Below are 25,736 nucleotides of genomic sequence, written 5' to 3' on the forward strand. Positions count from 1 at the left end.
TGCTGCAGCGAGCGGCCGATGCGGTGACTCGGCGCCCGAGCGGCCGGCGTTCCCGCCCGGAGCGTTCGTGCGCGCCGAGCAGGCGCGCGCACGGGAGCGCCAGCAGTCAACGCGCCAACGAACCGGGCGGACAACCGTCCACCGCTCGCGCGATTCAATACACGTCTCGCATGTAGCGCCGTGCCTTCGAAAGCCGCGCGACGTAGTCGTTCGCGGCTTCGTCCGACATGCCGCCGTGCCGGGCAACGATCGCCTTCAGCGCCGTATCGACGTCCTTCGCCATCCGCGCGGCGTCGCCGCACACATAGAAGTGCGCGCCTTCCTCCAGCCATGCGAACAGCTCGGCGCCCTGCTCGCGCATCCGGTCCTGCACGTAGACCTTGTCGGCCTGGTCGCGCGAAAACGCGAGATCGAGCCGCGTCAGGAAGCCGCTGTCGCGCATCGCATTCAGTTCATCGCCGTAGTAGAAGTCGGTCTGCGCATGCTGCTCGCCGAAGAACAGCCAGTTGCGCCCGCGCGCGCCGCGCGCCTGCCGCTCGTGCAGGAAGCCGCGGAACGGCGCGACGCCGGTGCCCGGCCCGACCATCACGATCGGCACGTCGCCGTTCACCGGCGGCCGGAAATGCGCGGACTTCTGCACGAACACGGGCACGCGGCCGTCGTCCGCGCGATCGGCGAGGAACGTCGACGCGACGCCTTTGCGCGCACGCCGGCCGTTGTGATAGCGCACGGCCGACACGGTCAGGTGAATCTCGCCCGCGTGCGCGCTCGGGCTCGACGCGATCGAATAGAGGCGAGGCTGCATGCGCTTGAGCATGCCGACCAGCTCCGCGCCCGACAGCTCGACCGGGTATTCGTGCAGCACGTCCGCCAGTTGTTGCCCCCACAACCATTGCTTGAGGTCGGCCTTGCGATCGTCGCCGAGCAGCGACTTCAGCGCGCCGTTCGCGCTGCGCGACGCGATGAAGGCCAGCGTGTCCGGATGCGGGCGCGTGATGTCGAAGTGGCGCGCGAGCGCGTCGCCGAGCCGGATCTCGCCGACGCCCGGCACCGACACGGGCGCATCGGCCTTCAGCGCGGTGACGGACAGCAGCTCGTCGACCAGCTCCGGGCAGTTGGTCGGCCACACGCCGAGCGCGTCGCCGGTTTCGTATTCGAGGTTCGCACCCTGGGTCGACAGCGACACGTAGCGCGTGTCTTTCGCGGCGCCCGGCCGGTTCAGCCGCAGGTTGGCGACGAGCTTCGACGGCGCCGGATGCGCTTTCGTCGGCAGCAGCCCCGACGGGCTCATCCCGCCGGACGGCACCGCGTGCAGCGCGGCATCGGCCTCCTTGATCCGCGCGACCACGCGCTCGAGCCACTGATCGGCATCGTGCTGGAATTCGACGTCGCAATCGACGCGCGCACACAGGCGCGCCGCGCCGAGTTCGGCGAGCCGCGCGTCGAGCCGGCGGCCGTGGCCGCAGAACTGGTCGTAGTTGCGGTCGCCGAACGCGAGCACCGCGAAATGCACGCCGTCGAGGCGCGCGGCGCTGCCGGCCTGCAATGCGTCCCAGAACTCGCTGCCGTTGTCGGGCGCATCGCCGTCGCCGAACGTGCTCGTCATCAGCAACACGTATTGCGCACCGGCCAGCGACGCGACCGGATAGTCGGACATGCACGCGGTGCGGATCTCGAAGCCCGCGTTCATCAGCTTGGTCGCGTAATCGTCGGTCAACGATTCGATGTTGCCGGTCTGCGACGCCCACAACAACGTGACCTTCGGGCGCGGGCGCACGATGCGTACGCCGCCGGCCGTGGCGGCGTCGGCCGGCAGCGCGGGCGCGGCACGCTCCGCGGCGTGCGCGGGCAGCGAGCGGCTGAACAGCCCCGCGAGCATGCCGTCGAGCCAGAACCGCACGGGCGGCGTCAACGGCGCGCCGGCCGGCAGCACGGGCACGCTGCCTTCGCGGCGGCCGGCGCTCGCCTTCAACCCGCTGACGAGGCCGGCCACGTACAGCCGCTCGGTGTCGGTCAGCGGCGGCGGCGCGAAATCGGCGACGCCGAGCGCGGCCGCGAAAGTGTCGATGTCTGCCATGTCGGATTCCTGTGAAGCTGCGGCCTGCACCTTCGCCGGCGCGGGGCGCGCGTCGTCGGCGCCTGCATCGGGTTGCGCGGTGTCGGCGGCGGCGTGCGTGAACGCATCGGCTTCGACGCGCGTCAGCGCGACCGCGCAGTATTTCAGTTCGGGTTGCTGCGATTCCGCGTCGATCGCGTCGTTCGTCACCGCGTTGATGCACAGGTCGTCGCCGTACACGTCGTTCCAGTGCATCGGCGCGAAGCAGTTGCCGCGCCGCACGCGGTCCGTCACGACGGCCGGCAGCACCGCGCGCCCGCGTGCCGAACGGATCTCGACGCTGTCCTTCACGGCGATGCCGAGCGCGCCCGCATCGTCCGGGTGCAGTTCGACGAACGGGCGCGGGTTGAGCTTGTTCAGCATCGCGACCTTGCCCGTCTTCGTCATCGTGTGCCACTGATGCTGCAGCCGCCCGGTGTTCAGCACGATCGGAAACGTGTCGTCGGGCAGCTCGGCCGGATCGACGTGCGGCCGCGCGAAAAAGCGCGCCTTGCCCGACGGCGTCGGGAACGCGATGCGCGGCGCGTCGCTGCCGTCGGCTGCCGTGCGCAGCGGCTGGCTCACGCCGTCGTTCAGGTAGCGGATCGGGTGCCGCTCGCGCGCGGCGCCCGGCGCGACCGGCCACTGCACGGGCCCGTCGCGCAGCGCCGCGTGGCTCGCGCCGCGCAGGTCGTAGCCCGTCGCCGGATTCGAGAAGCGGACGATCTCGTCGAACACGTCGGCCGCCGACGCATAGTCGAACGCATCGCCGAAACCCATCGCGCGCGCGACTTCCGCGATGATGCGCCAGTCGGGCAGCGCGTCACCGGGCGGCGCGACCGCCGCGCGCATCAGCGTCATGTTGCGCTCGGAATTGATCATCACGCCGTCGCCCTCGGCCCACAGCGCGCCGGGCAGCAGGACGTCCGCGTAGCGGTTGGTCTCGGTGTCGAGGAACGCGTCCTGCGCGATCACGAGTTCCGCGGCTTGCAGCCCGGCGATCACGTTGCGCCGGTTCGGCACGGTCGCGACCGGGTTCGTGCAGACGATCCAGCACGCCTTGATGTCGCCCGCCGCCATCCGTTCGAACAGGTCGACCGTGCCGTTGCCGGTGTCCTTGCGCAGCGTGCCGGCCGGCACGCGCCACAGGTTCTCGACGAAGCGGCGGTCGTCGTCGGACGCCACCGAGCGCTGGCCCGGCAGCCCCGGCCCCATGTAGCCCATCTCGCGTCCGCCCATCGCGTTCGGCTGGCCGGTCAGCGAGAACGGCCCGCTGCCCGGGCGGCAGATCGCGCCGGTCGCGAGATGCAGGTTGCAGATCGCGTTGGTGTTCCACACGCCGTGCGTGCTCTGGTTGAGCCCCATCGTCCAGCAGCTCGTCCATTCCTGCGCGTCGCCGATCCACTGCGCGGCCGTGCGAATATCTGCTTCGGCCAGCCCCGTGATTTCGGCGACGCGCTCCGGCGTGTAGTCGGCGAGGAACGCGGGCATCGCGTCCCAGCCTTCGGTGTACGTATCGATGAACGCGGTGTCGGTGCGCCCGTTCGCATGCAGCAGGTGCAAGAGCCCGTTCGTCAGCGCGAGATCGGTGCCCGGCCGGATCTGCAGAAACAGGTCGGCCTTGTCGGCGGTGCCGGTGCGGCGCGGATCGACGACGATCAGCTTCGCGCCGGCCTTCACGCGATCCATCATCCGCAGGAACAGGATCGGGTGACAGTCGGCCATGTTCGCGCCGATCACGAAGAACAGGTTCGCGCGATCGAAATCCTGGTACGACCCGGGCGGGCCGTCCGCGCCGAGCGACTGCTTGTAGCCGGTGCTCGCGCTCGCCATGCACAGGCGCGAATTCGACTCGATGTTGTTGGTGCCGACGAAACCCTTCGCGAGCTTGTTGACGAGATATTGCGCCTCGATCGACATCTGCCCCGACACGTAGAACGACAGCGCATCGGGCCCGTGCGTATCGAGCACCGTGCGCAGCCGCCGCGCGGTCTCGGCGATCGCGTCGCGCGCCGGCAGCGGCACGAGGTCTTCGTCGCGGGCACGGCGCACGAACGCACGATCGAGCCGCCCCGAACGGCGCAGCGCGACGTGCGCGGACGAACCCTTCGTGCAGAGCCGCCCGAAGTTGGTCGGATGGTCGGCGTCGCCGGACACCTTGACGACTTCGCCATCCTCGACGTGCAGCACCATCCCGCAGCCGACGCCGCAGTACGGGCACACGCTCTTGACGGGGGTGGCGGTCATGCGTGCTCCGGGGCGCTCAGGCCGCGACCCACACGAAGCCGTCCTCGACCCGCGACGGATACGCGCTCACCGACTTCTCGGGCGCTTCCAGGCATTCGCCGGTGCGCAGGTCGAAGTGCTGCTTGTACAACGGCGATGCAACGACGACGCGCTCGCCGAGGCTGCCGATCAGCCCGCGCGACATCACGGCGGCCTGCGACACGGGATCGACGTTGTCGATCGCGAACACGCCGCCTTCTTCGGCGTGCGCGACGTGAAACACCGCGATCTGCTCGCCGTTGACGAGCGCACACACGCCGGTGTTCGGCACGATGTCGTCGAGCGGGCACACGCGGGTCCAGGACAGCGGAAGACGATCGTTCATGACGGGCTCCTTTAAAAGACGCGGGTGTCGGTCAGGGTCAAACGGTCGCGGGTTCGGCGACGTCCGGAATCGCCACGGGCTTGCCGCCCGTGCGCTCGGCGGGCGTCGCGGGCCGGATCTGGCCGCGCGTCTCGACGAACGCGATGGTCGTGTCCGGCGCGTCGCTGTTCACGAAATGCCGGAAGCGCTTGCGCGTTTCCGGATCGGTGACCGCCCGCTTCCATTCGCACTCGTAGGTGTCGACCACGTGCTGCATGTCGGCTTCGAGCTCGGCCCCAATCCCGAGCTTGTCGTGCACGACGACGTCGATCAGGTAATCGAGGCCGCCTTCGAGGTTGTCGCGCCACACGCTGGTGCGTTGCAGCCGGTCGGCCGTGCGCACGTAGAACATCAGGAAGCGGTCGATGGTGCGGATCAGCGTGTCGCGATCAAGGTCCGACGCGAGCAGTTCCGCGTGGCGCGGCTTCATCCCGCCGTTGCCGCACACGTACAGGTTCCAGCCCTTCTCGGTCGCGATGACGCCGACGTCCTTGCCCTGCGCTTCCGCGCACTCGCGGGTGCAGCCGGACACGCCGAACTTGATCTTGTGCGGCGCGCGCAGCCCCTTGTAGCGATTTTCCAGGTCGATCGCGAGGCCGACGGAATCGTCGACGCCGTAGCGACACCACGTCGACCCGACGCACGACTTCACGGTGCGCAGCGCCTTGCCGTATGCGTGCCCCGATTCGAAGCCGGCCGCGATCAGTTCCTCCCAGATCGACGGCAGCTGCTCGACGCGCGCGCCGAACAGGTCGACGCGCTGGCCGCCGGTGATCTTCGTGTACAGGCCGTATTTTTTCGCGACCTGGCCGACCGCGATCAGCCCTTCCGGCGTGACTTCGCCGCCCGGCATGCGCGGCACGACCGAATACGTGCCGTCGCGCTGGATGTTCGCGAGGTAGTAGTCGTTCGAATCCTGCAGGCCCGCGTGCTCCTTCTTCAGCACGAATTCGTTGAAGCACGACGCGAGGATGCCCGCGACGGCCGGCTTGCACACGTCGCAGCCGAGCCCGCGGCCGTGCTTGTGCAGCAGTGCGTCGAACGTCGTGATGCGCTCGACGCGGATCAGGTGGAACAGCTCCTGGCGCGAATACGGGAAGTGCTCGCACAGATGGTTGTTGACCGCGAGGCCCTGCTTCTTCATCTCGGCCTTCATGATCTGCGTGACGAGCGGCACGCAGCCGCCGCACGACGTGCCGGCGCCCGTGCACGTCTTCAGCGCGCCCAGGCTCGTCGCGCCGTCGGCCACGGCCGCGCAGATCTGCGACTTCGACACGTTGTTGCACGAGCAGATCTGCGCGCCATCCGGCAGCGCGTCGACGCCGATCGCCGGCTTCGCCGCGCCGTCCGACGACGGCAGGATCAGGAATTCCGGCGACTCGGGCAGCTCGATGCGGTTCAGCATCATCTGCAACAGCGTGCCGTATTCGGCCGCATCGCCGACCATCACCGCGCCGTGCAGGAACTTGCCGCAGTCGGACACCACCAGCTTCTTGTAGACCTGGCGGCGCTCGTCCGCGTACTGGTAGGTGCGGCTGCCGGCCGTCGTGCCGTGCGCGTCGCCGATGCTCGCGACGTCGACGCCCATCAGCTTCAGCTTGGTGCTCATGTCGGCGCCGGCGAACGCGGCGTCCGCCGCTTCGTCCGCGTCGCCCGCAAGCTGCTTCGCGACCACGCGCGCCATCTCGTAGCCGGGCGCGACGAGGCCGTACACCATGCCGTTCCAGGCCGCGCATTCGCCGATCGCGTAGATGTCGGCGTCGCTCGTGCGGCACGCGCCGTCGATCGCGACGCCGCCGCGCGGGCCGATCTCGAGCCCGCACGCGCGGGCCAGTTCGTCCCGGGGCCGGATGCCGGCCGAGAAGACGATCATGTCGGCGTCGAGATGCGAGCCGTCGGCGAACGCCATCCGGTGCGCGCCTTCGTCGCCGTCGACGATCTCGAGCGTGTTCTTGCCGGTATGCACGGTCACGCCGAGCGCCTCGATCTTCGCGCGCAGCATCCGGCCGCCGCCGTCGTCGACCTGCACGGCCATCAGGCGCGGCGCAAATTCGACCACGTGGGTGTCGAGCCCCATGTCGCGCAGCGCCTTCGCGCATTCGAGGCCGAGCAGCCCGCCGCCGATCACGACGCCGCGCTTCGCGTGCGCGCCGCACGCCTGCATCGCTTCGAGATCCTCGATCGTCCGGTACACGAAGCAGCCGGCGCGGTCGCGGCCCGGCACCGGCGGCACGAACGGGCGCGAGCCGGTCGCGAGCACCAGCTTGTCGTACGCGAGTGTTTCGCCCGACGCGAGCGTGACCGTACGCGCGGCGCGGTCGATCGATGCGACCGGCGCGTTCAGTCGCAGGTCGAACCGCGGATGACGCTCGAAGAAGCCGGGTTCGACGAGCGACAGGTCGTCCGCCGACTTGCCGGCGAAGAATTCCGACAGATGCACGCGATCGTAGGCCGGGCGCGGCTCCTCGCCGAGCACCGTGACCTGCAGCGCGCCCGCCGCACCGGCTTGCGCCGCGACGCATTCGAGGAGCTTGTGGCCGACCATGCCGTGGCCGATGACGATGAGTTTCATGATGACGGTTCCTTCGGTCGATCAGTTCGCGGCGCCGGCGGCGGCCAGCGCGCGATCGCGCAGCTCGGCTTCGCGCGCCTTGTGTTCTTCGCTGAAGCGCACGGCCATCGCGCACAACGCGGTTGCGGTCACGGCAAGGCCGAGCAGGCTCAGCGTGTGCTGCACGTCGCCGACACCCTTCAGCAGGAAAGCCGCGGCGACCGCGCCGACGTTGCCGCCCGCGCCGACGATCCCCGCGACGCCGCCGAGCGCCTTCCGGTCGATGAACGGCACCAGCGCATACGTCGCGCCGCACGCCATGTGCGTGAAGAGGCCGAAGGTCAGCATCGCGACGAGGGCGATGCCGACGCCTTGCGCATGCGAGAACCAGATCAGCCCGAGCCCTTCGCCGATGATCAGCGCGCACAGCAGCGTCGCGCGCACGTCGAGGCTGCGCCGCGCGGCGATCTTGTCGGACAGCCAGCCGCCGAGCGCGCGGGCGAACAGCGCGAGCAGACCGAACATCCCGACCGCGAAACCGGCGTCCTTCAGCGACAGCTTGAAGTGATCGACGTAGTACAGCGCGGCGATGTTGTGGATGAACACCTCGACGCCGAAGCACGCGCCGTACGTGACGAACAGCATCCACACGCGGTAGTTGCCGCAGGCCGCGAAGAAGCTCGCCCAGCCGCCCTTCTTGCCACTGTCGACCGTCACGCCCTGCCTGCGCAGCACGACGAAATCGCCTTGCGGGCAGTCCTGCGTGAAGCGCCAGTACGCCCACGCCATCACGAGCATCGCCACGCCCGGCACGACCAGCGCGATGCGCCACGACGAATCCTCGCCGAAGCCGAGCATCAGGCCCGCGGCGACGAGCAGCGGCATCAGCGCCTGCGTCGCGCCCGCGCCGGCATTGCCCCAGCCGGCCGTCGTCGCGTTCGCGGTGCCGACCACGTTCGGCGCGAACATCACCGACGTGTGGTACTGCGTGATCACGAAGCCCGCGCCGATCGCGCCGATGCCGAGCCGGCAGATCAGGAACCACAGGTAATCGTGCGTGAACGACACGGCGAACACGGGGATCGCGCCGAGCAGCAGCAGCCCGGCATACACGCGGCGTGGGCCGAAGCGGTCGCACAGCGGGCCGACCAGCAGCCGCACGGCGATCGTCGCGGCCACCGCGGCGATGTTGATGTTCGCGACTTGCGCCGCCGTGAGATGGAATTCGCGCGCGATCAGCGGCATCAGCGGCGCGCACGCGAACCACGCGAAGAAGCATACGAAGAACGCCATCCACGTCAGATGGAACGCGCGCATCGACGCGGTGCGGAGGCTGAAGAGATCGATACGGGTAGCTTTGTCGGTCATGTCGTCCGCCCAAACGAAAAACGGCGTCCTGCGCACCCGGTCTCGTCGAGACCCGATGCGTAGGACGCCGTTGCCCATGAAGCCCGTTGCCGGGCGCTTCGGTATTCGGTACTGCGGACGGATCGCCATTGACCCGTCCGAACGAGCTAACGCAAGCGACGTGCCATGTCGGCGTCAATCACGCCGCGAGCCCCACCGCACAAGGCGCATCGGGCATCGGGCGCGTCACCGCGATGCGCGGCGCGCTCTCCGTCGCGATGCATCGAGGCACAGATGTGGTGCGCTGCAGCACTGTCGCCGTGCGACATCGCGGTGCGCACGGGCGGCGCACGATGCACGCCGACGCGGCATGGCGAGTGCTCGCGCATGGCGAGCACATGCACGCTCGCGGCCGTCGCACGGTGCGCCGCGCGACGGCCGCATCGTTGCGCCGCTTGGCCCGGATATTGCTGAACGTTTCATTACACCGGCAACGGCGCCGGTGGGCAGTCTCCGCAGAACCTTGCTCGCCCTTTACGGCGGGCCCGACAGGACAACGGCGTCCCCCCGTGCGCGGCACGGCCGGATGCCCGTGCGTTTCGACCGCCCGCCGCCGCCGCGCAGCAACGCGACATCAGACCGCCGCAGCAATGCGATGCGGCACAGGAACACGACATGACGACAGGTAAAGTCACGCTGCTGGGCGCCGGCCCCGGCGACCCCGATCTCCTTACGCTGAAGGCGGTCAAGGCACTGGCCGCCGCCGACGTGCTGCTGCTCGACGATCTCGTCGCGCCCGGCATCGTCGAACTCGCGCCGCAGGCGCGCGTGATCCGCGTCGGCAAGCGCGGCGGCTGCCGCTCCACGCCGCAGGCGTTCATCGAGAAGCTGATGCGCCGCTACGCGCTGCGCGGCGCGCACGTGGTGCGCGTGAAAGGCGGCGACGCGCTGCTGTTCGGGCGCGCCGGCGAAGAACTCGCGACACTGCGCGCGGCCGCGATTCCGGTCGAGATCGTCAACGGCATCTCGTCGGGATTCGCCGCCGCCGCGAGCCTCGGCATCTCGCTCACGCACCGCGAGCACTGCCAGGGCGTCACGTTCGTCACCGCGCACCGCCAGGACCATGGCGAACCCGACTGGGCACGGCTTGCGGCGACCGGCACCACGCTCGCGATCTACATGGGGATGAGCCGCGTCGAGCGCATCGCGGCGGGCCTGCTCGCCGCGCTCTCCGCGTCGACGCCGGCGGCGGCCGTGCAATGGGCCGGCACGCCCGACGAGCGCCGCTGGACCGGCACGCTCGGCACGCTCGCGCGCGGCATCGAAGCCGCGCGGCTCGGCAGTCCGGCCGTGATCCTCGTCGGCGGCGCGATCGGCGAAGCGGCCGCGCAGGACGCGGACGCAACGACCGACGCGACGCTGGCGCGGGCCGCCTGACATGCGCGGCATCGCGCGGCTTCAGCCGCTCTCCGTCTCCGTCCGCCCCGGCCGCGCGCGCAGCCTGCATGCATCGTTCGCCGGTTGCACCGATACGTCCCTGCCCCGGTGGCCCGCCTCATGAGTTCGTCCGCCCCCGTCCGCCTGCGCGTGCTGCTCGTCACCGATACCGACAAGCCGATCGGCGAGCTCGGCGACGCGCTCGCGCGCCTCGGCTACGAGATGCTGAACGACGTCGCGACGCCCGCGCGCCTGCCGGCGGCCGTCGAGGAGCAACGCCCCGACGTCGTGATCATCGATACCGATTCGCCGTCGCGCGACACGCTCGAGCAGCTCGCGGTCATGCATGCGACCGCGCCTCGCCCCGTGCTGATGTTCAGCCACGACGCCGACCAGGAACTGATCCGCGCGGCAGTCGGCGCGGGCGTCAGCGCGTATCTCGTCGAAGGGTTGTCGGCCGAGCGCCTCGCGCCGATTCTCGAAGTCGCGCTCGCGCGTTTCTCGCACGACGATGCGCTGCGTCGCCGGCTGGCCGACGTCGAGCGCGAACTCGAGGAACGCAAGCTGATCGATCGCGCCAAACGCGTGCTGATGGACCAGCGCAAGCTGTCCGAACACGACGCCTATGCGGCGCTGCGCAAGCGCGCGATGGATCAGGGCCTGCGCATCGTCGACATCGCGCGACAATTGCTCGACGCGTCACCCCAGTCATGAGTGCCATGAATACCTCTCTCCCCGCCGCGCCGGAACGCGCGCATCTTCGCCTCGGGTTCGTCGCGCTCAGCGACGCGACCCCGCTGATCGTCGCGCAGCGCCTGAACCTCGGCGCGCGTCATGGCCTCACGCTCGAATTGAGCCGCCAGCCGTCGTGGGCGGCCGTGCGCGACAAGCTGCTCAGCGGCGAGCTCGACGCCGCGCATGCGCTGTACGGGCTCGTCTGCGGGCTGCAGCTCGGCATCGGCGGCCCGCAGGCCGACATGGCCGCGCTGATGGTGCTGAACCGCAACGGCCAGGCGATCACGTTCTCGCGCGGCCTCGCCGACGCTTACCGCGAAACCGGCAACGTGCGCGCCGCGTTCGCGACGCTCGGCCGCAAGCCGCTGCTCGCCCAGACCTTCCCGACCGGCACGCACGCGATGTGGCTGAACGCGTGGCTCGCGTCGCACGGCATCGATCCGCTGCGCGACGTGCGCAGCGTCGTGATTCCACCGCCCGAGATGGTCGCGGCGCTCGCGGGCGGCGAGCTCGACGGCTTCTGCGCGGGCGAGCCGTGGCACGCGGTGGCCGAAGCGTGCGGCGCGGGCCGCACCGTCGCCGTCACGAGCGAGATCTGGCCCGATCACCCGGAGAAGGTGCTCGCGAGCCGACGCGATTTCGTCTCGCTGTATCCGGCCACCGCTCGTGCGCTGGTCCGCACGCTCGTCGACGCGTGCGCGTGGCTCGACAGCGCCGCGCACCGCCGCGAGGCGGCCGACTGGCTCGCGTCGCCCGACGCGCTCGGCGTGCCGGCCCGCCTGATCGCGCCGCGCCTGCTCGGCGACTACGGCGCGGGGCCGTTCGCGACGCCGCCCCTGCCGATCCGCTTTCACGACGGCGGCGCGGTGAACCGGCCCGACCCGCGCGAGGGCCAGTGGTTCCTGTCGCAATACCGGCGCTGGGGCATGCTCGACGGTTCGCACGACGACGCGGGCATCGCCGCGGCGATCGCGCAGACCGCGTTGTATGATGCCGCGGTCGCCGAAGGCGGCGCAGCGGGTCTGTCGCGGGCATAACGCGTGGCCGTAGCGCGCACCGCGCAATGCAGCCGGCGCCACGCAGGCGGCCCGGCCGCTGACCGCCGGCCGCCCGTGCCGCGCATGCGGCACCGCGTTGCGACCCCATCCCCGCTCCGTATCCATGCCGAAACAAACACGCACGCCGCTCGACGTGCTGCTCACCGAAATCCGCGCGTGCCGTGCATGCGAAGCCGACCTGCCGCTCGGCCCGCGCCCGGTCGTGCGTGCGCATCGCCACGCACGCATCCTGATCGTCGGCCAGGCGCCGGGCGCGCGCGTCCACGCGAGCGGCATCCCGTGGGACGACGCGAGCGGCAAGCGGCTGCGCGACTGGCTCGGCGTCGACGCCGAGACCTTCTACGACGACACGCGCTTCGCGATCGTGCCGATGGGTTTCTGCTACCCGGGCCGCGGCGCGAGCGGCGACAACCCGCCGCGTCCCGAATGCGCGCCGCTGTGGCTCGACCGGCTGCTGGCCGAACTGCCGTCGATCCGGCTCACGCTGCTGATCGGCCAGTACGCGCAGCGGCATTTCCTGCGCGACACGCGCAAGGCGACGCTGACCGACACCGTGCAGGCGTGGCGCGACTACGGTCCCGCGATCCTGCCGCTGCCGCATCCGTCGCCGCGCAACCAGGCATGGTTCAAGCGCCATCCGTGGTTCGGCGCCGAGGTCGTGCCCGAGCTGCGGCGCCGGGTCGCGCCGCTCGCGACAGGCTGACCGCGCAGGCGCGGGGCCGCGCCCGTCCCCGTCGCGCCCGGTTCGCTGTACCATCGCGGCTCAACCGCGTCACGAACAGCACAATCCTTCATGCCCTCCACCGCCCCGCCGCGCCTGTACGGGATGCCCGAACGCAGCGACCGGCTCGATTTCTACATCCGCGACCAGGCGTCGCGCCAGGCGATCACCGAGCCGCACCGGCACGCGTATTTCCAGATCCAGTTCAACCTCGGCGGCGACACCGAGCAGCGCATCGGCGGCGTCACGCGGCCGTTTCCGCGCGGCGCGCTCGCGTTCGTGCTGCCGCACCGCGAGCACCTGATTCCGCATCCGGAAGGCGCGCATTTCGTCGTGGTCAACTTCAGCCAGGCGTTCCTGCGCGCCGATCTCGACGTCGATCCGCTCGATCTCGAGGACGTGCCCGCGCACCGCTTCCCCGAACTGACGCCGTTCCGCTTCCAGGAGCACCTCGATTTCATCCTGACCGGCGATACGTACGACGAAGCGCGCCGCCTCGCACTGTGCATGCTCGACGCCGATCGCGCGCGCACGTTCGGCTCGACCACGTTGCTGCGCGGCTACCTGCTCCAGCTGATCGGGCTCGTCTGCACCCAGTACGCGGGCGCGCTCGACAAGCTCGCGCAGCGCGGCGCCCAGCGCGCCGGCCGGCGCGACGCACTGGCCCGCGTGCTGCGCCACGTCCGCGCGAACCTGACCCGCGAGGACCTGACGCTCGCCGCGACCGCCGAAGCCGCGTTTCTCTCCCCGAACTACCTCGCGCACCTGGTGCGCAAGGAAACCGGCAGCACCTTCACCGATCTCGTCACCGAGCGCCGGATCGCGCTCGCGCAGTCGCTGCTGGCCCATACCAGCCGGCGCATCGCGGACATCGCTCGCTCGGTCGGCTTCCGCGACGAAGGGTATTTCGCGCGGCGCTTCCGCGCGCGGGTCGGCGTGTCGCCGAAGGCGTACCGCGACGCAAACGCCGCGCTGCCCGCCGCCGACGACGCGCAACCCGCCGACGCGTAGTTTTGTCCCGGTAAAACGCAGTTGCGTCGCATCCGCGCGCGCGCGCGTCGGGTATCGTTGCACGCATGCCGGCCGGCGCGCCGGCCATCCGTCTTCCTACCGAACGAGGCCAATCCGATGTCCGCCTATGTCATCGACGCCGCCGAGCGTCCTTCCGTCGAAGTCGAACAGTCGTCCGCGCGCTTTCCGGTGCGCCGCGTATTCTGCGTCGGCCGCAACTACGCCGACCACGCCCGCGAAATGGGCGCCGACCCCGACCGCGAACCGCCGTTCTTCTTCACGAAGCCGGCCGACGCGATCGTCCCGGCCAGCGGCACGGTCGCCTATCCGCCGCTGACGAACGATCTCCATCATGAAATCGAGCTGGTGGTCGCGATCGGCAAGGACGGCCGGTCGATCGACCCGGCCGACGCGCTGTCGCACGTGTGGGGCTACGGCGTCGGCGTCGACCTCACACGCCGCGACCTGCAGGCCGAAGCGAAGAAGCTGAGCCGGCCGTGGGACTGGGCGAAAGGTTTCGACGCATCGGGCCCGGTGACCGCGCTGCGCGCGGCGACGGCCACCGGCCACCCGGCGACCGGCCGCATCTGGCTCGCGGTCAACGGCGACACGCGCCAGCAAGGCGACCTCGCCGACATGATCTGGGCCGTGCCCGACGTCATCGCGTACGTGTCGCGCTCGGTCGAGCTGAAGGCCGGCGACCTGATCTTCACCGGCACGCCCGCCGGCGTCGGCGCGCTGCAGCCTGGCGATCGCGTGACGGGCGGCGTCGACGGCATCGCGACGTTCGAATTCGTGGTCGGCGCGAAGCCGTAACGCAGTGTGCAGGGCGGCCGCCCGCCGGGCCGGGCGGCGCGCGGGATTCCGATGCCGGTCAGTCGTAGCGGCGCAGGAACGCGTCGGCGACGGCCGGCGGATTCAGCGCTTTCGCCGACGCGTTTTCCAGCGCCTCGGCCGCGTCGTCGTCGCTGATCGACACGAACAGCGTGATGGCCGCCCTGTCGTCGCCCGTGCCGAACACGCCGTCGCGATCGAGTAGCCGCAATGCCGCGATCATGTCGGCGTGCAGTTGCCGGGAAAATTCCGCGAATCGCGACCGGACGAACTGCGGGCTCAGCACTTCGTCGGCCAGCCTGCCGCAGATCGCGTTGAACGGCGACGCCTCGGCCGCCGCATACGCCCACTCGGACACGCCCCACACGAACCACGGATCGTCGTCCGCCACCGCCTGTTGCGCGCGGATCCGGCGCAGCCCTTCGACCGAATTGGCGGCCGGCACCACCGTCATCGCGCCGCTGTCGGTGTACAACGCAAACGCATAGAAATGCTCGTCCGGGTGCAACGCCCGCAGCGCCCTGAAGGTCGCCCTCGCGGCGTCGGCAATGTCCCGCTGGAAATCAGAAAAGTCGCTCATCGCATCCTCGTCCAGTCGCCCTTCGCGCTCGCCGGGACGCGCGGCGCGCGGATCATGCGTTGTCTCCCGGCATGCGGCGGATTGTCCGTCATTCGGCTGCGCGCCGGTACCGGGGCGCACCCGCGCTCACCCGGCGTCCTGCCCGTCGAACGCCCGCACGCACACGGCGGCCGCCAGCGCGATCGCCGCCGACAGCAGCATCATCGCGAGCGGCAGGTAGCCTGCGTTGCGCGGGGTCAGCAGCGCGCCTGTCAGCGACGCCAGCGCGGCGCCGCCGCCGATCGTCATCGCGCCGGCCAGCCCCGACGCGCTGCCTGCCAGCTCCGGGCGCACCGACACCGCGCCCGCATGGGCGCCGGGAGTGCTCAGCCCGTTGCCGATGCCGACCAGCACGCACGGCCCGAACCACGCGAGCGCGTGCGTCGCGCCGCCGAACGCGAGTGCGAGGCCGATCAGCGGACCCGCACACGCCACGACCCGCCCGCACAGAATCGTCGTGGCCAGCGCGTAGCGGTGCGCGGCCCGCGCGGCCAGCAAGCTGCCGCACACGAAGCCGGCCGTGATCGTCCCCATGTAGAAGCCGATCTCCGCCGGCGCGATGCCGAACAGCGTTTTCGCGGCGAGCGGCGCGCCGGCCAGGAACGCATAGAACGCGCCCGTCGAAAACGCCATGCACAGCGCATAGGCCCAGAAACGGCGCGCATGCAGCAGCGCCGGATACGCTCGAAGCTGCTGCGCGAAGCTCGACGGCCGGCGTATATGGGTTTCGACGAGATCGAGCGCGCACCAGGCGAACAGCGCGATGCCGACTGCGGCCAGCAACCAGAAGCTTGCGCGCCACCCGACTGTCTGCTCGAGCACGCCGCCGAGCGTCGGGCCGAGCATCGGCGCGAACGCGGCGGCCATCGCCGCATAGCCGATCCGGCTCGCCGCGCGCGCACCGCCGCCGGTATCGCGGATCGCCGCCATCGACACCGGATAGACCGACGTGATCGCCGCCTGCATCAGCCGGCAGCCGAGAAACACGCGAATATCGGTCGCCACCGCGCAGCCGAGCGAACCGAGCGCGAATATCGCGACGCTCGTCAGCACGATCGGCCGCCGCCCGAACCGGTCGGACAGCGGCCCCGTCACGCATTCGAGCGACGCGGCCACCGCCGCATAACCGCCGAGCGACAGCGCGACGAGCGCATAGTCGGTGCGCAGGTCGCGCACGATCGCCGGCAGCGACGGCAGGAACAGGCTCAGCGGCAGGACCGACAACGCGCACAGCACAATCAACGTTGCATGCCGCGGCGACGCCGGGTCGGAAGCGGTCGACAGGTTCGATGACAAGCGAATGCCCTCCCGCGCACGGGCCGCACGGCCGTGCGCAACACAAAAAAAAGCCCCCGAACGAGTCGGGGGCGCATGGGTGCCGGCGCGGTGCCGCTACCGGACCCTGCGCCTATGAATGACTACGATGAAGCAAGCCGTTTTCATGCCGAATGGCTCCTGAATGCGTGGCGGACCGCCAGCGATATCGGACGATGTTAGGCGGACGCCAGCAGCCGCGTCAACGCCCTACCGCACGCGCACCGAGACGAACTTCCGCGCGTTGTTGCGCTGGATCAGCACGGCGATCACGCTGCCGCCGCTCGCTTCAAGCGTCTGCACGTCGTCCGGCGTCTCGAGCAGCGTGTCGTTGAGTTCCAGCACGACATCGCCGGGCAGGATGCCTGCGCGCGCGGCCGGGCCGTGCACCGCATCCACCATCATCCCGACCGCGAGCCCCGTCGACCGGCGCTCGGCGTCGCTCAGCGCGTGCATCGTCAGGCCGAGGCGGTCACCGCGGTCACCGCGGTCACCGCGGTCACCGCTGCCACCGGTGTCGCCGGGCTCGCCGGGCTCGCCGGCGGCCCGCCCCAGCCCCGGCCGTCCAGCGGCCTTCGGCGCGGCCGAGCCGACCGTTGCGGCCGCGCTCCCGCCCGCGTCGTCGGCACCGACGATCGTCAGCTTCATCGGCGCACGGTTGCGGATCACGCGCAGCGGCGCCTTCGCGCCGGGCGGCAGCGCGGCGGCCAGATCGTCCAGTTCCGCCGAGCGACCGATGGTCTTGTCGCCCATCTTCACGATCACGTCGCCGGGCTTCAGGCCGGCCACGGCGGCCGGCGAGCCGGGCGCGACGCCATTGACGAGCGCGCCTGCCGGGCGCGGCAGCCCGAACGCCGCGGCCAGCCCGACACCGACGTCCTGCACCTCCGCGCCGAACGCATTGCCCGACGGCGCGCCCGGCGCGAGCGCCTGAGTCTGCTGTTGCGTCTGCATCTGCGCCTGCTGTTGCGCGCGCAACTGGGCGCGCATCCTTGCCGCGAATGCGATCGGAATGGCGAACGTCGTGCTGGCGTAGCGATCGGTGCCCGTATAGACCTGTACCGCGATGCCGATCACGTCGCCTGCGCGATTGAACACGGGGCCGCCCGAGTTGTCGGGGTTCGGTGCGATGTCGGTCTCGAAGAACGGAAACGCGCTGCCGTCCGCCAAGCGGCGCGACGTCGCGCTGACGATGCCGGCCGTGACCGTGTTGCCCGATCCGTCCGGCGCGCCGATCGTCATCACCGGTTCGCCCGCGCGGACTTTCGACGAATCGCCGACGCGCACGAACGGCAGCTTCGTCGCGTCGACGCGCAGCACGGCGACATCGCTTTGCGGATCGACGGCCAGCACCGTCCCCTTGAATTCGCGGCGGTCGGTGAGCCGCACCGTCACGTCGGTCGCCTCGTCGACCACATGGGCGGACGTGAGAATCAGGCCGTCGGCGCTGACGATGAAACCCGAGCCACTGCCGGACACCGCCCGCGGCGGCGTATCGGGCGCCGGCGTCTGCGCCGCTTGTGCAGGCGACGCCGCGCCGTGCCGGAAGAACGCGGCAAGCGGATCGTCGGGATCGAGGGCGGCAAAGGCCGGCCCGCCGGTTTGCGGATCGGGCGTGGCGGCCAGGATGGTCACGACCGCCGGGCCGTAGCGCTCGACGATCGCCGGGAAGTCGACCGGCATCGCGTAAGGCGCGGCAGGCGGCCGCGCCTTCATCGCCGGCGGTGCGGCGTGCGGCGCGAGGGTACCGGCAACGGCGGCGGGCGGCGGCAAACATCCGGCAAACACGCCCCCGATCAACGCGGTGCGAAGCACGGCGCGAGCAAGCGTCTGGCAAACCACGGCGCCACCTCCCCCGGCAGCCGCGACGCTCCCCTGCGCGCGACGCGCAGGCGCCCGACAAGCACCGGTACACCCAACCATTTATAGCGCACGCGCCGGTTGGAACATACGAATCGAAACCCGTATGCCGGGAGGCGCCGTGGCGGCAGAGCCGCGACGGCGTTCGTTTCGAACAAAGCGCGCGGTTCGTCAATCCGAATATCCACCACGCAGCGGTGCGCGTGCCGGCGTCATCGTGGCGGTCTGCGGCCAATCATCAGTCTGTCGCGCATCACCGACAGACAGCATGCGAAGCGCGGATGGTCCGTCATCGGTCCGCATCCGTCGACGAACCGGCACCCGCTCCGTTCAATGGCACGACAACACCGCCACCCCGCCGACGCCTTGCGTGTTCGGCAATGCAGCCGTGTAACCGACGGCGACCAGCGGCTGGGCCGCGTCATGTCCGACGACGATCGATTGAATCGTCGCGGGCCCGGTGGTCTTCAACACACCGTTCAACGGCACCTGCGTATACGTCAGCCCGTGTTGCGCACTTCCGAGCTGGATCGACAGGTTCAGCGTGGTGAGCATGCGCGTGACTGGATCCAGCGTGGCCGAAGCCGAAACGAGCGTCCCATCCGCGCCGCCGTTGTTGCTCGCCACCGTGTCGGAGATCACCTGCGTACACGAAAGCGGAGCGCCCGTGGCGGGCAACGACAGCGGCGTGCCGACCGCGTAGTGCACGCCCTGCGCATCGGTATAGGTATTGCCGTCGGTGTCCATCGCGCGATTCCACCGGCCGATCGCCACATCGGTGCCGACGCCCTGGATCTCGGTCACGGCCCCGTGGTCGAGCCCGAGGCAGTCGGTCGCCGCCGCCGACGACGCCAGCGTCGTAAACGCGCCGCTTCCCTGCTGAACCAGGCTCGTCGCCGGCACATTGGCCGCCGTCATGTTGCGGTTCTTCGCCCACTCGCTCGGCAAATTCGGCACCACGAGCACCGCCAGCTGGCCGTTGTTCGCCGCAACCGGCGACGCAGCACCCGAATAGCTGAAGCTGCCGTTCGGTCGGCAGGCCGTGGGTACGGACGGCTGGGTAGGGGCGCCCGGCGCCGGCGTGGCGGGCGACGTGACCGGCGGCGTCCCCGCCGTATCGTTGTTCGATGCGCTGCTTCCCGTACCGGCGCCGCCGCCATCATCACCGCCACAGGCCGTCAACATCAGGACCGTACTCGCCAGACCCACCAGACAGACTTGCTTGCCCCGCATGCTTTACCTCGTTTTCTCGTTGTAGAAACCATCATGGCGCGCGCTCAGTTCGCGCCGTTGTCGTTTACCGTACGCACGGGCGCCATTCGCAGCGCAGCCACCGACTTCACCAGCCCCCATGCGCCGACGCCGCCCAACACCAGCGCGCCGAACCACCAGGAAGTCGGCCAGACCTCGAGCAGGCTCTCCCGGGTGAGGACGAACGGCGATTTCAGTGCGACGATGACCACCGCGGTGTTGTAGCAGGCGTGAATCAATATTCCCGGCAACAACGATCGGGTGGCCGCATATAGCTTTCCGATCAACAAACCGAGTCCGAATGCAAGCGCGAACTGATACACATTCAAGTGTGCGAGACCGAACACGGCCGCCGAATGCGCGATAGCCGTTCCCTCCGGGTACTGTCGCAAGAAGCTGCGCAGCATCACGCCGCGAAACAACATCTCTTCGAGTAGCGGCGCAATCACGCAGGTCAATACGATCAGGCCGAGTCCGCCATTCGCATAAACCTCGCTGGCTTCCTCCCGGCTTCCGCTCCACGGGAAAAACTGCCCGACGCCGACTTCAAGCACGCTCATCGCCACGAGCAATGCCGGTGTGATCAGCAAAACGGGCACGAGAAATCGCGCGATCGTCGTTCGCCAGGAATCGACGCTGTCGTGCAGCAGGCTACGGTAGGTCAATTTGCCGTGATGAAGCAGCACCGTAAATACGAGCCCGTTCGCGAGCACCCTCCCGATGCTGGCGATCGCCATCGTCTGAAGCCCTGCGCTGCGGCCGAGCGACCAGATAATCGAGTTCGTCAAATACTCGACCAGGTTCAGCACGACGACGATAAAAAATGCTTCCAGCAGATCCGGGAAGCAATAGTGGCTTGAATCGGATTTCATCTGGCTCTGTACGATTTCGCAGACGGCACACGCAGTAATTGCGCGCTCGGATGCCTGCGGCCGATCTCATCGGATCGGCATTTTTATTTATAGGGAGCACGTGGCCGATGCGACGCATCGCGACTTGGCCGGCCTTCGTCCTCCACTATTCATTCATCACGAAAAGTAACCGCTTGTTACGGAGAAGAATCGTCGCTCATGGCATGCGTCGTGGCAAGCGCCGTTGACCATTCCTTACGATCGAAAAAGCAAGACTTTCGATTCACGCCATGCGCTCGGGAAACTTCAATATCGGGATATCGGCCGATTTTTTAAAATATTGAATGTTTTGCTGACGGCGCAGCCTTTCGGTGTTTTAAAGCACCGGTTACTTGACGCACCAGTAACGCGCCGCGAATTCCTTGTTGATCGTCACCGAGACCGTCCCGTAAGCGCCGCGCGGCGGTTTGCCGTCGGTGCAAGCGGCGCTGTCCGATACCTCGTACGTGATATTGCCGCGCTTGAACGACCAGTCGGTGCTCACGCACGGATCCGTTCCGCCCGTGGTTTCCGTGCCGCCGCGCACTTCGACGTCCGGCTTCCCGTCGACCGGATGCGGCTTGTTCCATGCGCGGTAGCGCAATGCGCGATCCGCCGTGTGATCGATCACGACGTGATGCTTGTCGGTATCGCAGATGAAGCCGTCGCGCATCGGTTGAGCGTGAGCGGCGACGGCCACCCACGACATGCAGGCAACGGCAACGAAAGGCAGGGACGGGCGGAGCGTCATCACGATCGGGCAGCAGGCAGTTGAAATCGCGAAACCATACCATCACGCGTCACCTGCGCCCACCCGCTCCGCGATCGTCGACACCATCCGCAACATCGGCTCGAACGCGTCGGCCGACGTATTGCCGAAACCGAGCACGAGCCCGTTGCCGGCCCGCGCCGCATCGATCGCGAAACCCGACAGCGGAAACGGGCCGATGCCATGCGCGCGCGCCGCGTCGACGATCGCGCGATCGCGATAACGCGCCGGCAGCCGCAGCGCGAGATGCAGCCCGCACGGGCCGCCCTCGACCTGATGCGGCACGCTCAGGCTGCTATCGAGCGCCGCGAGCAGCAAACGCCGCCGGTCGCGATACAGCCGGCGCATCCGCCCGAGATGCCGGCCGTACTCGCCCGTCTCGATGAAATCAGCCAGCGCGAGCTGCACATGGCGCGTCCCGCCGCGCAGCATCTCCGGCAGCGCCGGCCGTACCGCGGCCAGCAACGCGTCGGGCAGCACGAGAAACCCGATCCGCAGCGCCGGAAACATCGTCTTGCTGAACGAGCCGAGATAGACGACCGGCGAATCGGGCGCAAGCCCCTGCATCGCGCCGATCGGCTCGCCGGTGTGACGGAATTCGCTGTCGTAGTCGTCCTCGATGATCCACGCGCGATGGCGGCGCGCCGCATCGATCAGCGCGAGCCGGCGCGAGATCGACAGCACGGCGCCGGTCGGGAACTGGTTCGACGGCGTCGTGTAGACGAGGCGCGGCGGCCGCTCGCGCCAGTCGTCCGGTTCCGCGCGCAGTCCTTCCGCGTCGACCGGCATCGGCACGACGTCGAGGTCCGCCGCCTGCATCGCGGTGCGCGCGCCGCGATAGCCGGGCTCCTCGACCCACACCGTATCGCCCGGATTCGTCAGCAACTGCGCGCACAGCGCGATCGCGCCCTGTGCGCCTTCGGTGATCACGATCTGCTCCGGATCGCAGCGCACGCCGCGCGTGACGGCCAGATGGCGCGCGATCGATTCGCGCAACGCAGGCTCGCCGAGCGGATCGCCGTACGCCAGCAGGTCGCGGCCGGCACGGCGCAGCGCGCGGTCGATCGCATGCCGCCACGCGTCCACCGGGAAATGCGCCAGCGCGGGCACGCCCGGCCGGAAACCCTCCGATTCGCCGGCGCCGACGAGGCTCGGGCGAATCCGGCCGAGCCGCTGCGCGACGGCCGGCGGCGCCGCACGCCGGCGCGGCGGCGCCGGCCGCGACAGCCCGACGACCCGCGTACCGCGACGATCCGACTGCAGGAAGCCTTCGGCGACGAGCTGCTCGTACACGGCGGCCGTCGTATTGCGCGACACGCCGAGCATTTCGGCGAGCGCACGCGTGCCGGGCAGCCGCGTGCCGGCCGGCATCGCGCCGCCGAGAATCGCGTCGCGCACGCGGCGCAGCAACTGGCGCTGCAGCGAAGGCGCACCCGGCGCGCGCGCCAGCGGCGCATCGAGCGGCAGCAACGGCGCGTCGCCGGAAGGAAAGGCAGTCGTCATTGGAACATCGCAGCGTGAAAGGCGGGAACGGGACGGACGGCCAGTGGTGCACGGCAAGCGTGCACACGGCTGACGGCCACCCCGCGTGGCACCATAAATTTTCCATTCTCTGGCGCTTCTCATGGTACCTCGCCGGGACTACGATCGTCTGCATGCCGGCATGTCGCCGGCCGCCAACCGAAGCGAGATCGACCTTGCCCACGCTCACCAACGCTTTCCAGCAGCCCATCGGCCACCCCGTTCCCGACTGGTCCGCGCGTCCGCGCCCCGAGCGCATCGCGCTCGAAGGCCGCTACTGCCGGCTCGAACCGCTCGACGCCGAACGCCATGCGGCCGACCTGTACGCCGCCTACGCGCAGGCGCCCGACGGCAGCGACTGGACCTATCTCGCGCACGGCCCGTACGCGGACGCGTCCAGCTACCGCGACTACGCGCGCGGGGCACAGGCGAGCACCGACCCGCTGCACTACACGGTGATCGACCGCGCCACCGGCCGCGCGGTCGGCACGCTCGCGCTGATGCGCATCGATCCGGCCAACGGTGTGATCGAGGTCGGCTCCGTCACGTTCTCGCCGCTGCTCAAGCGCACGCCGGTGTCGACGGAAGCACAGTTCCTGCTGATGAAGTATGCGTTCGACACGCTCGGCTACCGGCGCTACGAATGGAAGTGCGACGACCTGAACGCGCCATCGCGCAAGGCGGCTGCGCGCCTCGGCTTCCGCTACGAAGGCACGTTCCGGCAGGCGATCGTCTACCGCGGCCGCAATCGCGACACCGCGTGGTTCTCGATCATCGACGGCGAATGGCCGGCCGTCCGCGCCGCGTTCGACGCGTGGCTCGCGCCGGAGAACTTCGACGCCGAAGGCAACCAGCGCCAGTCGCTCACCGCGATCCGCCACGCGCAAGCCGCCGCGCGCGACGCCGCCGGCCGCGCGAACGACGCGACGCGCGTGACGGTGCGCCCGCTCGTCGCCACCGACGAAGCCGCGTGGCGTCCACTGTGGCAGGGTTACCAGACGTTCTATGACACCGCGCTGAGCGACGCGGTGTTCGCGACAACCTGGGCCCGCCTGATGGACCCGGACGAGCCGATGTTCGTGCTCGGCGCGTTCGACGCGTCGGGTGCACTGGTCGGGATCGTGCATGCGATCTACCACCGCTCGTGCTGGACCGAAGGGCCGTACTGCTACCTGCAGGACCTGTACACGGCGCCCGACGCGCGCGGGCAAGGCGCGGGCGGCGCGCTGATCGAGGCCGTGTACGAACGGGCCCGCGAAGCCGGCGCGAGCCGCGTGTACTGGCTCACGCACGAGACCAACACGACCGCGCGCGCGTTGTACGACAAGCTCGCCAACAACGCCGGGTTCATCCAGTACCGGCACGACCTGAAGAAATAACGTCGTCGCCGGACGGCCGATGGTCAGCCATGAACATCGGCCGGATGGCGTGCGTCGTCGTCCTCCGGCGCGCGATCGCACGCCACACCGGCCATACCGGGCACCGATGCCGGGTGGATCATCTCGTCACCGTTGGCCGGCACGGGCCGCCGCACCGGCCGGAACACCGGCTCGCCCGGCTCGATCGTCTGCCCCGAGAGCGCGCAGCGACCAGGCTGCAACGCGACGCGCAGGCGCCAGCGCTGCTCGCCGTAATGACAGCGTCCGCTCTCGACCCATCGCACCAGCAGTGCGTCGTCGCCAGCCTCCAGTACCGTGACGAACAGTTGCGGGCGCAACGGCGACGCCGCGGCCGTCGCATGCGCCGGAATCGGCGCACGGCCGATCGTCGCGAGCGGATGCGCGACCATGCCGTCGCGCGACGGCAGCGCGTCCTCTTCGTCGAGCGCGGATGCGGACACGTCGCACGACCGGTCTTCTTCGCAGATCAGGCTTTCCATGGTGTTGAGCATGCTTGACGGACTCCCGTGCAGGTGGACCGACGCAGGCGCCGCCCTCAGCGCCGGCCCATCGGTTCGCGCCGCAGGAACGGACCGAGCGCCGCGCCAGCGACGGCGCGCCGGTAGCCGCGCGACGGCAGCATGGCCGCATCGGCCGCGCAGGCGCTTCGGTCATCTTCACCGCCATCGAAGCGGCAGCGTGCAACGGGATGTCTCACGCGCGCGCAATCGGACTGGCGCACATGATACAAATTGAAGTTAACTTCAAGTAAAGGGGTAGCGTGCGCAACGATCCGTTTCGGCGATGGCGGCAATGGCCGGCGCGACACGCGACGACATCCTGGTCTAAGCTGTCGCTTCCCCGACAACGCTGCGCACCTACGCATGCCGACCGCCTCTCCCGCCCCGGCCACGCTGTTCCCCCTCGACGACGCCTGGTCCGCCTTCCCGCGCCGCAAGGCGGCCGTACGCGCGTTCATCGCCGGATACTGCGCCGCGCGCGACCGGCGCGATGCGCCGCTGCACGACGGCCCGGACGGCCATGTCGTGCAGTTCGACGACGCGATGGGCCGTCCGTTCGAGCATTTCATGATCGAGGGTGCGCCCGTCGCCGGCGCCGGCCCGTTTGCCGTCGGCGCGTGGATCACGCGCTACGGCGCGGCCCCGCTGCCGCCCGCGCTGCACGGCAGGACGCGCCGGCTGACCGACGAGCACTTCATGGCCGCCGATATCGATGAGCTGTCCGGCGACGACGCGCTCGCGCAAACGCTCGCCTGCGACACGCCCGACGCGATCGCCGCCTTCAACGCCAGCGGCGCGTTTCCGCCGTTCCAGCCGAATCCGGCCGCGTTCCTGTTCGCGCACCGCGTCGACGGGCAGATCGCGGCCACCGCGCGCTACGGCTTCGCGTCGCCGCGCGATATCGTCGTCGACCGCGTCGGGACGGCGGACGCCTACCGGCGCCGCGGCCTGGCGACGCAGCTGCTCGCCGCGATCGTCGCGCACGCGCGGCGCCGCGGTGCGCAGCGCGTGTGGCTCATCTCGACCGAAGCCGGCCAGCCGCTGTACCGCGCCGCCGGATTCACGCCGCTCGCGACGGTTGCCGTGGACGAAGTGCTCGCCTGAACGCGGATCGAACCGCGTCCCCCGCCCCGTTCGTCTCGCGATTCGTCTCATTGCGCTGAGACGAACGTC

20 protein-coding genes are annotated in these 25,736 nt (G+C 69.8%); 8 read left to right on the plus strand and 12 right to left on the minus strand.

Features of this window, described 5'->3' with window-relative positions:
* Positions 1-154: 154 nt before the first annotated feature.
* The 4 genes from CFB81_RS22725 to CFB81_RS22740 are packed head-to-tail and all read right to left on the minus strand — an operon-like array spanning position 155 to position 8,664.
* The gene (locus CFB81_RS22725) at positions 155-4,342 is read right to left on the minus strand and encodes a bifunctional nitrate reductase/sulfite reductase flavoprotein subunit alpha (protein WP_089436602.1); all 4,188 of its coding nucleotides are present in this window, start codon (positions 4,340-4,342) and stop codon (positions 155-157) included.
* Positions 4,343-4,358: 16 nt separating this feature from the next.
* Entirely contained in the window at positions 4,359-4,706 is a 348-nt protein-coding gene (gene nirD, locus CFB81_RS22730; RefSeq protein WP_069617918.1) for a nitrite reductase small subunit NirD, read from the minus strand.
* A gap of 37 nt (positions 4,707-4,743) precedes the next feature.
* Complete coding sequence (nirB, locus tag CFB81_RS22735) at positions 4,744-7,317, minus strand: nitrite reductase large subunit NirB (RefSeq protein ID WP_089436603.1); 2,574 nt, start codon at positions 7,315-7,317, stop codon at positions 4,744-4,746.
* 21 nt (positions 7,318-7,338) lie between these two features.
* Positions 7,339-8,664, minus strand: coding sequence for an MFS transporter (locus CFB81_RS22740; protein WP_089436604.1), 1,326 nt, complete (start codon positions 8,662-8,664; stop codon positions 7,339-7,341).
* A gap of 654 nt (positions 8,665-9,318) precedes the next feature.
* Between CFB81_RS22740 and cobA the strand changes: the two genes are divergently transcribed.
* The 6 genes from cobA to CFB81_RS22775 all read left to right on the plus strand — a co-directional run bounded on the left by cobA (position 9,319) and on the right by CFB81_RS22775 (position 14,421).
* Positions 9,319-10,080, plus strand: coding sequence for a uroporphyrinogen-III C-methyltransferase (gene cobA / locus CFB81_RS22750; protein ID WP_089436605.1), 762 nt, complete (start codon positions 9,319-9,321; stop codon positions 10,078-10,080).
* A gap of 120 nt (positions 10,081-10,200) precedes the next feature.
* Positions 10,201-10,794, plus strand: a complete 594-nt coding sequence (locus tag CFB81_RS22755) for an ANTAR domain-containing response regulator (protein ID WP_069617922.1) — start codon at positions 10,201-10,203, stop codon at positions 10,792-10,794.
* A 5-nt stretch (positions 10,795-10,799) separates the two neighbouring features.
* Positions 10,800-11,852 (plus strand): CmpA/NrtA family ABC transporter substrate-binding protein, encoded by a 1,053-nt coding sequence (locus CFB81_RS22760; protein ID WP_089436606.1) that lies wholly within the window; start codon positions 10,800-10,802, stop codon positions 11,850-11,852.
* 124 nt (positions 11,853-11,976) lie between these two features.
* Complete coding sequence (locus CFB81_RS22765; RefSeq protein WP_089436607.1) at positions 11,977-12,576, plus strand: uracil-DNA glycosylase family protein; 600 nt, start codon at positions 11,977-11,979, stop codon at positions 12,574-12,576.
* 90 nt (positions 12,577-12,666) lie between these two features.
* Positions 12,667-13,605 (plus strand): AraC family transcriptional regulator, encoded by a 939-nt coding sequence (locus tag CFB81_RS22770; protein ID WP_089436608.1) that lies wholly within the window; start codon positions 12,667-12,669, stop codon positions 13,603-13,605.
* Positions 13,606-13,722: 117 nt separating this feature from the next.
* Entirely contained in the window at positions 13,723-14,421 is a 699-nt protein-coding gene (locus tag CFB81_RS22775) for a fumarylacetoacetate hydrolase family protein (RefSeq protein ID WP_089436609.1), read from the plus strand.
* 58 nt (positions 14,422-14,479) lie between these two features.
* Here the strand turns inward: CFB81_RS22775 and CFB81_RS22780 are convergent, their stop codons facing one another.
* The 7 genes from CFB81_RS22780 to CFB81_RS22810 all read right to left on the minus strand — a co-directional run bounded on the left by CFB81_RS22780 (position 14,480) and on the right by CFB81_RS22810 (position 22,645).
* Positions 14,480-15,019: a DUF4303 domain-containing protein gene (locus tag CFB81_RS22780; protein WP_069617927.1), complete on the minus strand. Its 540-nt coding sequence runs from the start codon at positions 15,017-15,019 to the stop codon at positions 14,480-14,482.
* Between the two features lie 126 nt (positions 15,020-15,145).
* Positions 15,146-16,354 carry an MFS transporter gene (locus CFB81_RS22785; protein WP_089436610.1) on the minus strand — a complete coding sequence of 403 codons (1,209 nt, stop codon included), beginning with the start codon at positions 16,352-16,354 and terminating at the stop codon, positions 15,146-15,148.
* Between the two features lie 228 nt (positions 16,355-16,582).
* Positions 16,583-18,214: a trypsin-like peptidase domain-containing protein gene (locus CFB81_RS22790; protein ID WP_179236044.1), complete on the minus strand. Its 1,632-nt coding sequence runs from the start codon at positions 18,212-18,214 to the stop codon at positions 16,583-16,585.
* A gap of 348 nt (positions 18,215-18,562) precedes the next feature.
* Complete coding sequence (locus CFB81_RS22795; RefSeq protein ID WP_256976302.1) at positions 18,563-19,465, minus strand: hypothetical protein; 903 nt, start codon at positions 19,463-19,465, stop codon at positions 18,563-18,565.
* A 44-nt stretch (positions 19,466-19,509) separates the two neighbouring features.
* Positions 19,510-20,355 (minus strand): CPBP family intramembrane glutamic endopeptidase, encoded by an 846-nt coding sequence (locus CFB81_RS22800; protein ID WP_089436613.1) that lies wholly within the window; start codon positions 20,353-20,355, stop codon positions 19,510-19,512.
* Between the two features lie 367 nt (positions 20,356-20,722).
* Positions 20,723-21,082, minus strand: a complete 360-nt coding sequence (locus CFB81_RS22805; protein ID WP_256976303.1) for a hypothetical protein — start codon at positions 21,080-21,082, stop codon at positions 20,723-20,725.
* A gap of 84 nt (positions 21,083-21,166) precedes the next feature.
* Entirely contained in the window at positions 21,167-22,645 is a 1,479-nt protein-coding gene (locus tag CFB81_RS22810) for a PLP-dependent aminotransferase family protein (RefSeq protein WP_089436614.1), read from the minus strand.
* Between the two features lie 194 nt (positions 22,646-22,839).
* Here CFB81_RS22810 and CFB81_RS22815 point away from each other — a divergent pair, with 194 nt between their 5' ends.
* Positions 22,840-24,042, plus strand: coding sequence for a GNAT family N-acetyltransferase (locus CFB81_RS22815; protein ID WP_089436615.1), 1,203 nt, complete (start codon positions 22,840-22,842; stop codon positions 24,040-24,042).
* A 23-nt stretch (positions 24,043-24,065) separates the two neighbouring features.
* Here the strand turns inward: CFB81_RS22815 and CFB81_RS22820 are convergent, their stop codons facing one another.
* The gene (locus CFB81_RS22820) at positions 24,066-24,554 is read right to left on the minus strand and encodes a DUF3331 domain-containing protein (RefSeq protein WP_089436616.1); all 489 of its coding nucleotides are present in this window, start codon (positions 24,552-24,554) and stop codon (positions 24,066-24,068) included.
* Positions 24,555-24,926: 372 nt separating this feature from the next.
* On the opposite strand from CFB81_RS22820, the gene CFB81_RS22830 reads away from it, so the two are divergent.
* The gene (locus tag CFB81_RS22830) at positions 24,927-25,667 is read left to right on the plus strand and encodes a GNAT family N-acetyltransferase (protein WP_089436617.1); all 741 of its coding nucleotides are present in this window, start codon (positions 24,927-24,929) and stop codon (positions 25,665-25,667) included.
* Positions 25,668-25,736: the final 69 nt, after the last annotated feature.

The sequence above is a fragment of the Burkholderia sp. AU28863 genome (assembly GCF_002223195.1).
Taxonomy (GTDB): Bacteria; Pseudomonadota; Gammaproteobacteria; order Burkholderiales; family Burkholderiaceae; genus Burkholderia; species Burkholderia sola.

Coding starts and splice junctions, on each gene's coding strand:
- CFB81_RS22820 (WP_089436616.1), bottom strand. CDS start 24,554: ATGCTCAACACCATGGAAAGCCTGATCTGCGAAGAAGACCGGTCGTGC.
- cobA (WP_089436605.1), top strand. CDS start 9,319: ATGACGACAGGTAAAGTCACGCTGCTGGGCGCCGGCCCCGGCGACCCC.
- CFB81_RS22780 (WP_069617927.1), bottom strand. CDS start 15,019: ATGAGCGACTTTTCTGATTTCCAGCGGGACATTGCCGACGCCGCGAGG.
- CFB81_RS22800 (WP_089436613.1), bottom strand. CDS start 20,355: ATGAAATCCGATTCAAGCCACTATTGCTTCCCGGATCTGCTGGAAGCA.
- CFB81_RS22775 (WP_089436609.1), top strand. CDS start 13,723: ATGTCCGCCTATGTCATCGACGCCGCCGAGCGTCCTTCCGTCGAAGTC.
- CFB81_RS22765 (WP_089436607.1), top strand. CDS start 11,977: ATGCCGAAACAAACACGCACGCCGCTCGACGTGCTGCTCACCGAAATC.
- nirD (WP_069617918.1), bottom strand. CDS start 4,706: ATGAACGATCGTCTTCCGCTGTCCTGGACCCGCGTGTGCCCGCTCGAC.
- CFB81_RS22810 (WP_089436614.1), bottom strand. CDS start 22,645: ATGACGACTGCCTTTCCTTCCGGCGACGCGCCGTTGCTGCCGCTCGAT.
- CFB81_RS22770 (WP_089436608.1), top strand. CDS start 12,667: ATGCCCTCCACCGCCCCGCCGCGCCTGTACGGGATGCCCGAACGCAGC.
- CFB81_RS22830 (WP_089436617.1), top strand. CDS start 24,927: ATGCCGACCGCCTCTCCCGCCCCGGCCACGCTGTTCCCCCTCGACGAC.
- CFB81_RS22740 (WP_089436604.1), bottom strand. CDS start 8,664: ATGACCGACAAAGCTACCCGTATCGATCTCTTCAGCCTCCGCACCGCG.
- CFB81_RS22755 (WP_069617922.1), top strand. CDS start 10,201: ATGAGTTCGTCCGCCCCCGTCCGCCTGCGCGTGCTGCTCGTCACCGAT.
- CFB81_RS22725 (WP_089436602.1), bottom strand. CDS start 4,342: ATGACCGCCACCCCCGTCAAGAGCGTGTGCCCGTACTGCGGCGTCGGC.
- CFB81_RS22760 (WP_089436606.1), top strand. CDS start 10,800: ATGAATACCTCTCTCCCCGCCGCGCCGGAACGCGCGCATCTTCGCCTC.
- CFB81_RS22805 (WP_256976303.1), bottom strand. CDS start 21,082: ATGTCGTGGGTGGCCGTCGCCGCTCACGCTCAACCGATGCGCGACGGC.
- nirB (WP_089436603.1), bottom strand. CDS start 7,317: ATGAAACTCATCGTCATCGGCCACGGCATGGTCGGCCACAAGCTCCTC.
- CFB81_RS22795 (WP_256976302.1), bottom strand. CDS start 19,465: ATGCGGGGCAAGCAAGTCTGTCTGGTGGGTCTGGCGAGTACGGTCCTG.